At 67.2% G+C, this 13,694-nt stretch carries 10 protein-coding genes; 8 read left to right on the top strand and 2 right to left on the bottom strand.

The genetic code is table 11. The annotated features are described in order from the left end of the window. Positions 1 to 25: 25 nt before the first annotated feature. On the bottom strand, positions 26 to 808 hold the full coding sequence (locus E9536_RS01235) for a Crp/Fnr family transcriptional regulator (protein WP_027791417.1): 783 nt from the start codon (positions 806 to 808) through the stop codon (positions 26 to 28). 923 nt (positions 809 to 1,731) lie between these two features. On the opposite strand from E9536_RS01235, the gene E9536_RS01240 reads away from it, so the two are divergent. The 6 genes from E9536_RS01240 to E9536_RS01265 all read left to right on the top strand — a co-directional run bounded on the left by E9536_RS01240 (position 1,732) and on the right by E9536_RS01265 (position 8,652). After that, on the top strand, positions 1,732 to 2,514 hold the full coding sequence (locus tag E9536_RS01240) for a Crp/Fnr family transcriptional regulator (protein ID WP_027791416.1): 783 nt from the start codon (positions 1,732 to 1,734) through the stop codon (positions 2,512 to 2,514). 190 nt (positions 2,515 to 2,704) lie between these two features. Further along, the gene (locus E9536_RS01245; protein ID WP_006490451.1) at positions 2,705 to 2,956 is read left to right on the top strand and encodes an acyl carrier protein; all 252 of its coding nucleotides are present in this window, start codon (positions 2,705 to 2,707) and stop codon (positions 2,954 to 2,956) included. Next, entirely contained in the window at positions 2,953 to 4,149 is a 1,197-nt protein-coding gene (locus E9536_RS01250) for an acyl-CoA dehydrogenase family protein (protein ID WP_060171107.1), read from the top strand. Before E9536_RS01245 ends, E9536_RS01250 begins: the two co-directional genes overlap by 4 nt. Further along, the gene (locus E9536_RS01255; protein ID WP_124531397.1) at positions 4,146 to 5,120 is read left to right on the top strand and encodes an amino acid--[acyl-carrier-protein] ligase; all 975 of its coding nucleotides are present in this window, start codon (positions 4,146 to 4,148) and stop codon (positions 5,118 to 5,120) included. Before E9536_RS01250 ends, E9536_RS01255 begins: the two co-directional genes overlap by 4 nt. Beyond that, the gene (locus E9536_RS01260) at positions 5,117 to 6,175 is read left to right on the top strand and encodes a DUF1839 family protein (protein WP_059683828.1); all 1,059 of its coding nucleotides are present in this window, start codon (positions 5,117 to 5,119) and stop codon (positions 6,173 to 6,175) included. Before E9536_RS01255 ends, E9536_RS01260 begins: the two co-directional genes overlap by 4 nt. Beyond that, positions 6,172 to 8,652, top strand: coding sequence for a glycoside hydrolase family 2 protein (locus tag E9536_RS01265; RefSeq protein ID WP_136469126.1), 2,481 nt, complete (start codon positions 6,172 to 6,174; stop codon positions 8,650 to 8,652). Before E9536_RS01260 ends, E9536_RS01265 begins: the two co-directional genes overlap by 4 nt. Before the next feature lie 45 nt (positions 8,653 to 8,697). Here E9536_RS01265 and E9536_RS01270 read toward each other — a convergent pair whose 3' ends face one another. After that, positions 8,698 to 10,089: a sigma-54 dependent transcriptional regulator gene (locus E9536_RS01270; RefSeq protein WP_034196042.1), complete on the bottom strand. Its 1,392-nt coding sequence runs from the start codon at positions 10,087 to 10,089 to the stop codon at positions 8,698 to 8,700. Positions 10,090 to 11,527: 1,438 nt separating this feature from the next. Between E9536_RS01270 and E9536_RS01275 the strand changes: the two genes are divergently transcribed. Both E9536_RS01275 and E9536_RS01280 read left to right on the top strand, forming a co-directional pair. Next, complete coding sequence (locus E9536_RS01275) at positions 11,528 to 12,112, top strand: drug:proton antiporter (RefSeq protein ID WP_027791409.1); 585 nt, start codon at positions 11,528 to 11,530, stop codon at positions 12,110 to 12,112. Continuing rightward, positions 12,109 to 13,629 carry a mannose-1-phosphate guanylyltransferase/mannose-6-phosphate isomerase gene (locus E9536_RS01280; RefSeq protein ID WP_060358951.1) on the top strand — a complete coding sequence of 507 codons (1,521 nt, stop codon included), beginning with the start codon at positions 12,109 to 12,111 and terminating at the stop codon, positions 13,627 to 13,629. The genes E9536_RS01275 and E9536_RS01280 overlap by 4 nt, the downstream gene beginning before the upstream one ends. The last annotated feature ends 65 nt before the right edge of the window (positions 13,630 to 13,694 follow it).

The following is a 13,694-nucleotide window of genomic DNA, read 5'->3' on the forward strand; positions in this document are numbered from 1 at the left end:
GTTCCACCGAACCTCGGCTGCATCGTCACGCACCATGTGCGGGGAACCCGCGATGCCCGTCCGGCATGCGGGGCCGAACGGGTGTCGGCCTCGCCGTCTCGCGCGTGCCGAGCAGCCTGCGATAGTCGGCGCGAATCAGGTCGTAGCATTCGCACGCGTGATGTTCAAGGCCGTCGCGGTCGAGCACCGTGATGCGGCCGCGGCGCTGCCTGATCAGTCCGGCTTCCTGCAGGTTGCCGGCCGCTTCCGTCACGCCTTCGCGCCGCACGCCGAGCATGTTCGCGATCGTCTGCTGCGTGACCGCCAGTTCGTCGCCGTCGATGCGGTCGTGCGCGAGCAGCAGCCAGCGGCTGAGCTGCTCGCTGACCGAGTGATGCCGGTTGCACAGCGCGCTGCGCGAGATCTGCGCCATCGCGGCCTGGCAGTAGCTGAGCAGCAGCCGGTAGGTCGCCGGCGACCGCTCGAATTCGGCGCGCATCACGCAGCTCGGCACACGATAGGCCATCCCGCCGATGCGGACCTCGATCCGGTGCGACGCCGCGGCGCCACCGACCAGCGTCGCCAGACCGACCACTCCCTCGCGGCCGACCTGCGCCACTTCGACCATCGCACCGTCCTCCATCAGGTGCTGCACCGACATCATCGACGTCGTCGGGAAATGCACGTGGCGCATCGGTTCGCCGACCCGCTCGAGCATCCCGGCCTTGATCCTGACCAGTTCGAGATGCGGTGCGATGGTGCGGATGCTGTCCTCCGGGAGGGCATCGAGGATGGCATTCGCCGAGTAGCTCGAGTGAAGATGAAGCATGTCTGTATCCCTTTTATCGTTCGCGCCGCTTGCAGCCGCGGGCACGGAACTCGTTATCGCGATGCGCGCCCGGACGTCGGCGGTGGTTGCGGCCCACAACCCTGATTCCGACCGACCCTCGGCTCATTGCCGCCGGATCAAATCGGCCGTCCCGTTTCGACACGCCAGCCCGAATAAGCGATTTACGTGCCAAACCTTGTCCATCCTTAATATGTGAATCACGCCCGATTTAGATCGCCCGAATTACCGGCTCAAAACCAGAAAAAGCGTCTCATTTCCGGACACTCTTCCGGGCGCCGGACACCGCGAGCTATTTGACTGATCATTTCCCCTGCATCGAACCAAGACAGATACGGCGGGGCTGCCAGGCTTGTCGCTCATATACTTACAGTCGATTTTCAATTGTTTCCGTGATGTGCCCTGCAGCACTTCGCTGCGGCACCATGCCTCGCACGGCCGTTTGAAACTGTCTCAAATTTGAATCGACACACTAAATTCAGGCTCTGTTACCTGACGCACATTTCGCTCGTACACAATTGATTTTTATGGATATTTTTGCGAGCGTCATTCGATTGTCAAATAATGTTCAATGTCCGCCAGGCACTTTCTCCGCACGAAGCACGGCACCGTTCGATTGATTCCCGTTCGACATCGAATGAATGTCAAACGTCCCATTCGATTTCCGGATGATTAATTCCACTAAAACGAATCATTAAATCCGGATAACATTCCCGCCCGCCAAAAATCGTCAAACTTTGTGAAATGACGCAATGTGCAATTGATCGAATTCAATGGCGTGTTAGCCTTTTCGCGAGTATCGTCACTCCATTTCTGACGAACACAAGTCCGCACGATCGTGCGAATTCCCCATTTTCGGGGTATCGCCGAGACGACGCGCGACCGCCACCCTACGAGGATGCGCCGTGACTCACCAGGCCCCTGACACCGTCGCGTACGCGAACGGCATGATCGAGCTTTCTCACAGCTTCGATGCGAACCGGTTTCTCGCGGCCGTCGACCGCGACGAACTCGCGACATTCGCCCCCCACCTTCAACTTGTCCACCTGAAATCGGGGCAAGTGCTCTGCGAGCCCGGCGAAATGCTCGCCGCGGTCTACCTGCCCGTCACGACCGCGATTTCGCTGCAGTACGTGTCGTCCGGCGGCATGACGCTGGAAGTCGCGGAGATCGGCAGCGAGAGCGTGGCGTGCGACGACGTGATCGGCGGCAGCGGCCGGATGCCCTGCCGGGCAGTGGCCTGCCGCGACGGTTTCGCCTACCGGCTCGACCGGCGCGTGTTCGCCGCCGCGTTCGACGCGTCGCCGGTCATTCGCCATCTCGTGTTCGTCTGCGTGCGGCTGCTGATGGCGCAGGTCTCGCAGATCACGTTCTGCAGCCGTCATCACGTGCTCAAACATCAGTTATGCAGATGGTTCCTGCTCGCGTACGACCGGACCCGCAGCATCGAGATCCAGGTGACGCACAGCATGCTGGCGCAGATGCTCGGCGTGCGGCGCGAAACGGTCACCGATGCCGCCGGCGAGATCCAGAAGCTGGGCCTGATCCGGCAATACCGGAGTTCGATCGAGCTCGCCGACCTCGACGGTCTCGAGAAGATGTCGTGCGGCTGCCGCGCGATCGTGCGTGACGAGATGAAGCGCATCCTGTCGGCCGACTCGGGTGTGCCGGCCGCTTCGCGCGCCTGACCCGCCTCCCCGCCTGCCCGCGCGGCGCTTCGGTGTTGCGCTTCCTCGGTACGCAGGGTTAGCGGTTTGTAGGGTGGCGAACAGAACGCCGTGCCTGCCAATGGTCTACTGATGCCGGACTGCCGGGGGGACGTCAGCGCGTATGCCGCGTCTGCCCGAGCGGACGACACCACGCACGCCGGAGCAGCACGTGAAAAACGAAATCAGAACCATCCTCAAGCACGTCGCCCACCTCGAAGCCGCGATCGATTCGATCGGCGACGGGGACGACCTCTACGAAGCGGGCCTCTCGTCGCTCGATACGATCCAGCTGATGCTCGCGATCGAGAAGCAATTCAACATCGAGATTCCCGACGAAATGCTGAACCGCAACCTGTTCCGCAGCATCGACGCGCTCGCGGACACGATCGCCACGCTGCAACGCACCGAGCATTCCGCATGAGCGCGCTGCTTCCCGAACTCGCGACCGACAGCGATGCGCATCGGCTCGACGAGGCCGCGCATGCCGTCGCGCAGATCGCCGCGCAGCACGCGGACGCGGTCGACCGCGACGCGCGCTGCCCCGTCGAGGCGATCGAGGCGATGCGCGCGCGCCGCCTGCTCGGCGCAATGGTGCCGACCCATCTCGGCGGCGCTGGCGCGTCGCTGGAGGACATCGCGTCGGCCTGCTCGATTCTCGGCCAGGCCTGCGCGTCGTCGGCCATGGTGTTCGCGATGCACCAGATCCAGGTCGCCTGCATCGTCGACCACGCGGTCGACCAGGGCTGGCACAAGCTGTTCCTGCAGCAACTCGTGCGCCACCAGTGGCTGCTCGCATCGGCTACGTCGGAAAACGGCGTCGGCGGCAACCTGCGCGCAAGCCAGTGCGCGCTCGAAACCGACAACGGCGAGTTCCGGCTGCGCAAATCCGCGCCGACGATCTCGTACGGCGACTATGCGGACGGCATCCTCGCGACCGCACGACGCGATGCGGACGCCCCGGCTTCCGAGCAGGTGCTCGTCACGCTGCTGCGCGACGGCTACACGCTCACGCGCCGCGGCGAATGGGACACGCTCGGGATGCGCGGCACCTGCAGCAACGGTTTCGAGCTCGACGCGCAAGGCGCCGCCGTCCAGTGCCTGCCGGTGCCGTTCGCGAAGATCGCCGAGGAAACGATGGTGCCGGTGTCGCACATCCTGTGGGCCGCGGTCTGGATCGGCGTGGCCGGCGACGCGTTCCATCGCGCGCACCAGTTCTTCCGCGCGCAGGCACGCCAGACCGACGGCGCACCGTCGCCCGCGTCGCGACGCATCGCCGAATCGCTCGCGCTGATGCAGGCCATGCAGGCCCGCGTCGACAACGTGCTGCGCCTCCATGCGAATGCGACCGCGCGCTCGTGGTCGGCCGGGATGGCCTGGGCCGCCGAGATCAACACGCTGAAGACCTACGTGTCGACGACCGCGCTGGAAGTCGCGCACCAGGCCATGATGATCTGCGGGATGGCCGGCTACAAGCAAGGCACGCCGTTCAGCATCGGCCGCCACATTCGCGACCTGCATGCGGCGCCGCTGATGATCAGCAACGACCGCATTGCCACCAACACCTCGAACCTGCTGCTCGCGCTGCGTCCTGCGACGCTGGAGAAACATACGTGAACGATCGCCTTGCCGTGCCCTCCGCCGCCTCCGCTCCCGCCGACGCACCGCTCGACCGCGCGGGCGTCAACCCGCTGCGCGACGAACTGATCGACGCGGGCCTGCTGGTCTCGACCGGCATCCAGGGCCTGTTCGGCCGCAGCGAACGGTTCGAGCGCGTCGTGGAAGCGCTCGACGCGTTCGTCACGCGCATCGGCGCCGACCAGCAGGCCGAAGTGCTGCGCTTCCCGCCGGCCATGAGCCGCATCGAGTTCGAGCGCAGCGAATACATGAAGAGCTTCCCGCAGCTCGCGGGCAGCGTGCATGCGTTCTGCGGCGACGAACGCCAGCACCAGCGCGTACTGCAGTGCCTCGATCGCGGCGACGACTGGACGGAAAGCCAGAAACCGACCTATGTCGTGATGACGCCGGCCGCGTGCTACCCCGTCTACCCTGTCGTGGCACGCGCGGGCACGCTGCCGGCCGACGGCCGGATCGTCGACGTATTCTCGTACTGCTTCCGCCACGAGCCGTCGCTCGATCCTACCCGCATGCAGTTGTTCCGGATGCGCGAATACGTGCGGATCGGCACGCCCGAGCAGATCGTCTCGTTCCGCGAGACCTGGATCGAACGCGGCACGCGGATGATCGAGGCGCTGCGCCTGCCCAACGCGATCGACCTCGCGAACGACCCGTTCTTCGGGCGCGGCGGCAAGATCGTCGCGAACAGCCAGCGCGAGCAGAACCTGAAGTTCGAGCTGCTGATCCCGATCGAGCACGACGATCGGCAGACCGCCTGCCTGAGCTTCAATTACCACATGGACCATTTCGGGCTGCTGTGGAACATCCGCACCGCGACGGACGAGGTCGCGCACACGGGCTGCGTCGGCTTCGGCCTCGAACGGCTCACGCTCGCGCTGTTCCGCCACCACGGCTTCGACATCGATGCATGGCCGCGTGAAGTCCGCGACGTGCTGTGGGGCACGCGATGAGATTCGTGTCCCGCGACGGCGAAGACGCGTCGTTCGAGGATGTGCGCCACCGTGCGCGCCACTACCGGCCGCATCCGCTGCACAGCCAGGAGATGGTCTGGAAGCAGACCAACTGCTACGTCGACATGTGGCTCGAAGTGCTCCGGTGGTGGGGCTTCAATCCGTACGCGGCGCTGCCGTTCACGATCGCGCTCGATTTCGAGGGCGACCAGTTCACGTTCTTCAAGTTTCCGCACGACGAACTGGAGCGGCTGTACGGCATCGTCGTGCAGGAGCACTCGATCTACGAACCGCTCGACCGGCACATCGAGACGCAGGTCGCGCGCGGTCACCTGATGATCGTCGAAGTCGACGCGTGGTTCCTGCCCGATACGCGCGGCAGCAGCTACCGCACGCAGCACACGAAGACGACGATCGGCATCGATGCGATCGACCGCGCGAATCGCCAGATCGGCTACTTCCACAACAGCGGTTATTACGTGGCCGAGGATTTCGACTACGACGGGCTCGTCGGCGGCAGCTCGCCGATGACGCTGCCACCCTATGTCGAATGCGCGAAACGGCGGTTTGCGCCGCTCGACGAACGCACGCTGTGCGAGACGTCGCTCGCCGCGCTGCAGCGCCACCTGCGGCGCCTGCCGGTGGTCGACCCGATCGCCGCGTTCCGGCGGCAGTTGCAGACCGACGCGCGGACGCTCGCCGATTCGCCGCTCGAGCGCTTTCATGCGTACTCGTTCAACTCGGTGCGGCAGCTCGGCGCGAACTTCGAGCTGTTCGGCCATTACGCGCGCTGGCTGCAGGCCAGCGGCTGCGTCGGGCCGTTCGCCGAGATCCGCGCCGCGTGCGACCGTATCGCGTCCGAAGCGATGGTGCTGGAATTCCGGCTCGCACGCGCCTGCGCGCGCGGCAAGGAAGAACGCGGCGATTCGACGCTCGAAGCGATCGAGGCCGCCTACGCGGACGTGGTCGCGTGCGCGCGGCAGATCGGCTTGCCGCTGCGGCACATGACGCCCGTGCACAGCGACGCGGCGGCACCCGTGCCGGTCATGCGGTGACGCGCACGCGCGCCCTGCCCGCGTGGTCGATGCTGGCGACGGCCGCGGGGGCCGCGCGGGAACCGCGCGATCTCCCGGCCGCCGCCAACGGCTGGATTCCGGCGGCCGTGCCCGGTACCGTCGCACAGTCGCTCGCGCTCGCCGGCCGGCTCGACGAAGCCGTATCGCTCGACGAACGCGACCACTGGTACCGGATCGAACTGCGCGGACACGGGCCGCGCGTGCTGCGCTTTCACGGCCTCGCGACGCTCGCGCAGGCGTGGCTCGACGACACGCCGATCCTCCGCTCCGACAGCATGTTCGTCGCGCACGACGTGCCCGTGTCGCTCGACGGGTCGCACCGGCTGACCCTCTGTTTCCGCGCGCTCGCCCCGCACCTGCGCGAGGCGCGCGCGCCGCGCCGCGCGCGCTGGCGCACGCGCCTCGCGGAGCCGGCGGCCCTGCGCACGATCCGCACGTCGCTGTTCGGGCACATGCCGGGCTGGTTTCCGCCGCATGTGCCGACCGGCCCGTGGCGGCCCGTGGACGTGCTCGATCCGGCCGACGGGCCCGTTCTCGCCGATTGCAACCTGCTCGCGCGCATCGAAGGCGACACCGGCTGGCTCGACGCGGACCTGACGTTCGCCGCGCCACTGCCCGACGCGCTCGCGGCACGGCTGTCGTGCGGCCAGCACCACGCCACGCTCGAACGTGCGGGCCCCGATCGCCTGCGCGCAAGCGTCGCGGTGCCCAACGTGTGCCGCTGGTGGCCGCATACGCACGGCGAGCCGGTGCTGTACGACATTGCGCTGCATATCGGCGACGAGCGTCGGCCGCTCGGCACGACGGGCTTTCGCACGATCGAGGTCGACCCCGGCGCCGACGGCAAGGGCTTCGGGCTGCGCGTCAACGGCGTGCCCGTGTTCGCGCGCGGCGCGTGCTGGAGCAGCGCCGCGCCGCTCGCGCTGCACGCGGACGACGCCACCTACGCCCGCCTGCTCGGGCTCGCGCGCGACGCCGGCTTCAACATGATCCGCGTCGGCGGCACGATGACCTACGAAGCCGATGCCTTTCACGCGTGGTGCGACCGGCTCGGCCTGCTGGTCTGGCAGGATTTCATGTTCGCGAACTTCGACTACGCGCTCGACGATCCCGCGTTCGCGGACAACGTCGATCGCGAGGCCCGACAGTTCCTTTCGCGTCACGGCGCATCGCCGTCGCTTGCCGTCCTGTGCGGCGGCAGCGAGATCGCGCAGCAGGCCGCGATGTCCGGGCTCGGGCCGAAGCAGCGCTTCCTCGAGCTGACCGCCGACCGGCTGGCCGGCCATGCGGCCGCATGCCGGCCCGACGTCCCGTACGTGCCCGATTCGCCCGACGGCGGCGTGCTGCCGTTCATGCCGCGCGAACGCGTGTCGCACTATTACGGTGTCGGTGCCTACCTGCGCCCGCTCGATGACGCGCGCCGCGCGGACGTGCGCTTCGCGAGCGAATGCCTCGCGTTCTCGAACGTGCCATGCGACGCGACGCTCGCCGAGCTAGGCTGGCCCGGCGTGCACGAGCCGCGCTGGAAAACCGCCGTGCCGCGCGACCCCGGCACGTCGTGGGATTTCGAGGACATTCGCGACCACTATCTGCAGACGCTGTACGACGTCGTGCCCGACCGGCTGCGGCGCGAGGATCCGGCGCGCTACTTCGAACTGTCGCGCGCGGTGGTCGCCGACGTGATGCGCGAGACGTTTTCCGAATGGCGGCGCACCGGCTCGCGCTGCGCCGGCGCGCTCGTCTGGCAGTTCCAGGACGTGATGCCGGGTGCCGGCTGGGGCGTAATCGACGCCGCGCACCGGCCGAAATCGGCGTGGCATGCGCTGCGCCAGGTGCTGCAACCCGTACAGGTGCTGCTCGTCGACGAAGGCCTGAACGGGCTCGACGTGCATGTCGTCAACGAGCGCCCCGCGCCGCTGTCGGCGGCGCTCGAACTGGTCGCGCTGCGCGACGGCCGCACGGCGGTTGCACGGGCCGGCTGCCCGGTTCGGATCGCCGCGCACGACACGGTGCGGATCGGTTCGGCCGAGCTGCTCGGCCGCTTCTTCGACTGGACCTACGCGTACCGCTTCGGCCCCTGCGAACACGACACCGTCGTCGCAACCCTGCGCGGCGACGACGGCACCCTGCTGTCGCAGGCATTCCATTTCCCGTCCCGTACGCATCCGGCGGTGCTGGCGCGCCGCGAACTCGGGCTGGAAGCGTGTGTGTCGCGTACCGGCGACACGTGGCACGTCGACATCGATACACGGCACGTCGCACGCCATGTGCAGATCGATGCGCCGGGATTCGTGCCGCGCGACGACTGGTTCCATCTCGCGCCCGGCACGCCGGCGCGCGTGGTGCTCGTTCCGCTTGGAACGGCCGGGAAGAATGGGGCCGCGGATGGGCCGCCGGCCGTGGAAATCCGCGCCGTGAACGCCGCGCGCGCGGTGCGCGCCACGCAGGCCGGTTGACGCGGCGCTCGCGGCTGCGCAAGCCGCGAGCGCCGCAGTCGAATCTCAGTCGGACGAGCCCGTCCCGCGCGGCCGCTCGATCCCGTATGCCTCCATCCAGCGGTACAGCGTCGCGCGCGACACCCCGAGCTCCCGCGCCGAAGCCGCGACGCGCCCGCGCGTGCGCAGCAGCGCCGTTTCGATTGCCTCGCGCTCGATCGACTTGCGGATGTCGGCCACCGACGGCGACGCCGCATCGAGACAGTATTCGAGCTCGAGATCCTGGGCGGTGATCAGGCGGCCTTCCGTCATCACGACCGCGCGGCGCACGCGGTTGATCAGTTCGCGAACGTTGCCGGGCCAGTCGTGCTTGTACAGCGCCGTGATCGCATCCGTCGAGAAGCCGCGTACGCGATGGCGCGCGTCGCCGCGGAAGCGTTCGAGCATGTGATGCGCGAGCAGCTCGATGTCCTTGCCGCGCGCGCGCAGCGGCGGCTGGTCGATGCGCATCACGCACAGCCGGTGGAACAGGTCGGCCCGGAAGCGCCCTTCCTCCATCGCGTCGCGCAGGTCGACGTGCGTCGCCGACACGATCCTGACATCGACCGGCACCGGATCGCTGCCGCCAAGGCGATGGATTGCACGCTCCTGCAGAAAACGCAGCAAGCTTGCCTGGCTCTCGTGCGGCAGGTCGCCGATCTCGTCGAGCAGCAGCGTGCCGCCGTTCGCCGCTTCGACATAACCGATCTTGCGCGCGTTCGCGCCCGTAAACGCGCCGCGCTCGTAGCCGAACAGTTCGGATTGCAGCAGATGTGGCGGAATGGCGCCGCAGTTGACCGCGACGAACGGGCCGTTGCGGCGCTCCGAATGGCGATGGATCGCGACGGCCGTCAACTCCTTGCCGGTTCCCGTTTCGCCGAACACGAACACCGGTGCGTCCGTGCGCGCGAAGCGCCGCACCGTATCGAACAGCCGCAGCATCGCGCTGCAGGTGCCGACGATGCCTTTCTCTTCGGATTCGAGCCGTTCGCGGTCGCGCGCGAACAGGCATTCCATGCCGTACGCATGGCCGACCGTATCGGCGATCCGCTGGTGCGACGCCGGCAACGTGACGTAATCGAAGCAATAGTCGCGCAACAGCGCGCGCACGTTCGGCGAAGCCGTCTGGCCGACGTCGACGAGTGCGACCCAGACGACGTCGCGCATCGACGCGCAGGTCGACGCAATGCTGCCGATCGCGTCGGCGTGGCCGCCGCTCAGGTCGAGGATGCCGCAGGTGATCTCGCCGGATGTGTCGCGCAGCTCACTCGCCTGCGCGACGATCGACACTTTCCAGTCGCGTCGCGACAGTTCCTTTCGCAGCATGACGGACGGCGACTGCGTCCAGTAAATCAGCGGACGCTGCCCGTTACCACTCCCCGCGCCGGCGCTCTTATCGCGCGTTATTGGCATATTCATAACGAACCATCACTTTCTCCACTCCGCGAACCGTTCGCGTGCGCTGCGGCCGGCGGCGCATGGCCGCCTTTCCGCGCTGCGTTTCCGCAGCTTTGGCGAAGATCGAAACTGCACACGGCGAGAACCCCCGGAGGTCGAGCCGGATGTCATCCGGCCTCGTTGTCATCTAACTCGAAGGGAACGCGCGGCTGCGGGAGCCACGACGTTCCCGCTTTGAAGCGACCCGCCGTCAAGGCGGAGCGCGTCGGCAGACGGGAATGCCGCCGGCATGTGCGTCACGTCGTACACGACAATGGCGCCCGATGCCGAACCGGATGGCCGCCAACCCGCTCCCGGAATGACTGCCGCATTTCATCCGCATCTGAATTTACACCCCGTTTCGAGATGGTCGTGTTACCAAAAGATAATCCTGAATCAACCGGTTACGCGACCTGTCGCACCGCACCACACGTGTTTGTCCACTGAGATTTGATTATCTACGAGCATTCCAGTCAATCAGTGGCAAATACTACTTTTCCGCAAGATGGGGACGGTCGATTGCCTGTGATATTCATCGAAATCCCCTGGAATGGGCGGCACCGCATTTCATTTTCCACATAATCGGGCCCACCGGCGGCAGGCCGCATCGTATCGCGACCGCATGCGGCCTGCCCGTCCTGCTCTTGTCGGTTACATGCCGTAATCAACCACGCCGCGTCGTGCATCCCGTTCCGCTGTGCCGGCGCACGGCGAAACGCCCGCCGAGCACGCCGGTCGTGTTCCGGCGCATCGTCGCGGCCAGGCGTGATGCCGGTCGTGCCGACCGCCGCCTCCCGCAGTGCAGCATGGCGACGCCCGGTTGCGTCACGCCCGTGCACTGCATTCCATCTGTAAGGATGCGGGCTGCCCGTTGTCGCAGTCGGCCATGCCGCACCGCCTGGTCGCCAGCCGCGGCGACGACGCATCGCCGCGGTGGCGCATGCGTGCAAACAATGGCGTGGGGATGAGGGACGCGTGTGCCGCGCGGGCGCGCACGATCCGGAAGGAATTCGACGAGGCTCCACACGGTCTGCCCATGCGATGCAGCCGACCGCGTGCGCGAGGGTGCGCCCGGCACCGCCATGCACGATCGCCCCGTCGTGAATGCTCGAAATCTTCAAGTCCTGCCCCGGTTCTTTATTGACGTTCGATGTTGGCTGGCCGCGCATCGAGGCGGGCCGCGACGATGGGTCAATTATGGAAAAGCACCGGCCGCCGCGGTGTGTGCTACCGCACTTTGCGGCGCTCGCGCGGCAGGCCGCGCCGTGCATGCCGTGCCGGCCGCGCGAATCCGGAGCGAGAGTACGCTTTCGAACAGACCGGCGCACGGCGCACCCGGATGATGAGAATCGCCGCACCGCACGGAACGATCGCGTCCGCGCGGCACGGCGTGCCGAAGGCATCACGCGAGGACAGCATCATGGAATGGCATTGTTGTGAATTCGAACACCTGGGCGCCGTCGATCTCTATGCAATCCTGCGCGCGCGCAACGCCGTGCTGGTGGTCGAGGACGCGCACACGCATCTCGACATCGACGGCAAGGACGCGGGCGCGCTGCATGTCTATGCAACCGTACGCGACGGCGACACGATGGAAGTCGCGGCCTACGCACGCATCCTGCCCGGCGACGACATCGACCCGGACGCCGTGATCGACAAGGTGCTGACGAGCGAGCGCCGGCGCGACGACGCTACGCTCGAGCAGCTGATCGGGCGCGCCCTCACCGCCGCGCAGGCGGCGTGGCCAGACGCCGCGGTGCGCACGCACGTCCCGGCACCGCGCCAGGCGTTCTACAAGCGTTTCGGATTTCGCAAGGCCTACGGCCCGTATCTCGAACAGGGTGCGCCGTTCGTCGGCCTGGTGCGGCCCAGCGACCGCGCAGCAGGCGCACTGCGCGGCCTGCTGCACCGGGTCGTTTCGGCACACCGGTCGCGCGACGACGACGCACGTGCCGACAGCCGTACACACAACCGGCTGCCCGCCGACACCGGAGCCAATCGATGACCCGCACCCTTCGCCCGGTTCCCGATCCCGACCTGCCGCGCATCCTGCCGGTGATTCTCGCCGGCGGCTCCGGCACCCGGCTGTGGCCGTTGTCGCGCGAGCAGTATCCGAAGCAGTTGATCGAGCTGATTTCGAACGAATCGCCGCTGTCGGCGACGGCGCGCCGCCTGAACGGCATCGCGAACGCGTCGCTCGGCGACACGTTGCTGCTGGTCTGCGGCGAGCAGCATCGCGTCATGAGTGCCGCGCAGGTGGTGGGTCGCGCGGCGCCCGCCCGCATCCTGCTCGAACCGGCCGCGCGCAACACCGCGCCCGCGCTGACGCTCGCGGCACTCGACGCGAGCCAGCTCGCGGACGATCCCGTGCTCGCGGTGATGCCGGCCGATCACGTGATCACCGACGTCGGCGCGTTCCAGGACGCGATCGCGCGCGCGGCGCGCTACGCGCAGGAAGGGGCGATCGTCACGCTCGGCGTGCTGCCCCGACGCGCGGAGACGGGCTACGGCTACATCCAGGTCGGCGAGCCGCGCACGGGCCGCCACGGTGGCCAGGGCGGCTACGCGATCGGACGCTTCGTCGAAAAACCCGATGCGACGCTGGCCGAGCGCTACCTGCAATCCGGCGATTACTGGTGGAACAGCGGGATTTACGTGACGCGCGCATCGGTCTGGCTGAAGGCGATCGGCGCACTCGCACCGGACATCCACGCGGCCTGCGAAACCGCGTGGCGCGCGGGCATCCCCGAGGATCCGTTCTTCCGGATCGATGCGGCGGCCTTCGACACATGCCCGTCGGACTCGATCGACTACGCGGTGATGGAACGGCTCGCGGAACACGGCGAACTCGGCATCGAAGGCATCGTGGTGCCGCTCGCGGCCGGCTGGTCGGATGTCGGCACCTGGGATGCGATCTGGGAAATCATGCCGAAGGACGATCACGGCAACGTCGCGCGCGGCCCGATCGTGTTCGAGGACACGCAGGACAGCCTCGTGCGTTCGGAGGGCCGCCTGATCGCGTGCGTCGGGATGAAGGACGTCGTCGTGATCGAAACGCCCGATGCCGTGCTGGTCGCGAACAAGCACGACGTGCAGCGCGTGAAGAACATCGTCGAGCGCCTGAAGACCGACCGGCGCCCGCAGGCACGCGAGCACCGCAAGGTGCAGCGGCCGTGGGGGCATTACGATTCGATCGATCTCGGCCAGCGCTTCCAGGTGAAACGGATCGTCGTCGAGCCCGGCAAGCGGCTGTCGCTGCAGATGCACTATCACCGCGCCGAGCACTGGATCGTCGTGCGCGGCACCGCGAAGGTGACGCGCGGCAGCGAGACGTTCCTGCTGTGCGAGAACGAATCGACGTACATCGCGGTCGGCGAAGTGCACCGCCTCGAGAATCCCGGCCGGATTCCGCTCGAAATCATCGAAGTGCAATCGGGCGACTATCTCGGCGAGGACGATATCGTTCGGTTCGACGATCAGTATGGGCGGGCGGTCGAGGCGCTGCCTGCCCGACAGACATAGTCGATACGGCGCCCGCCCGGATCTCACTTGATCGATCAACCTGGCGGACGACGCCGTTCGCCGTG

The organism is Burkholderia sp. LS-044 (genome assembly GCF_004803625.1).
In the GTDB taxonomy this organism is placed as follows: Bacteria; Pseudomonadota; Gammaproteobacteria; order Burkholderiales; family Burkholderiaceae; genus Burkholderia; species Burkholderia cepacia.

Coding starts and splice junctions, on each gene's coding strand:
- E9536_RS01235 (WP_027791417.1), bottom strand. CDS start 808: ATGCTTCATCTTCACTCGAGCTACTCGGCGAATGCCATCCTCGATGCC.
- E9536_RS01250 (WP_060171107.1), top strand. CDS start 2,953: ATGAGCGCGCTGCTTCCCGAACTCGCGACCGACAGCGATGCGCATCGG.
- E9536_RS01260 (WP_059683828.1), top strand. CDS start 5,117: ATGAGATTCGTGTCCCGCGACGGCGAAGACGCGTCGTTCGAGGATGTG.
- E9536_RS01270 (WP_034196042.1), bottom strand. CDS start 10,089: ATGAATATGCCAATAACGCGCGATAAGAGCGCCGGCGCGGGGAGTGGT.
- E9536_RS01275 (WP_027791409.1), top strand. CDS start 11,528: ATGGAATGGCATTGTTGTGAATTCGAACACCTGGGCGCCGTCGATCTC.
- E9536_RS01280 (WP_060358951.1), top strand. CDS start 12,109: ATGACCCGCACCCTTCGCCCGGTTCCCGATCCCGACCTGCCGCGCATC.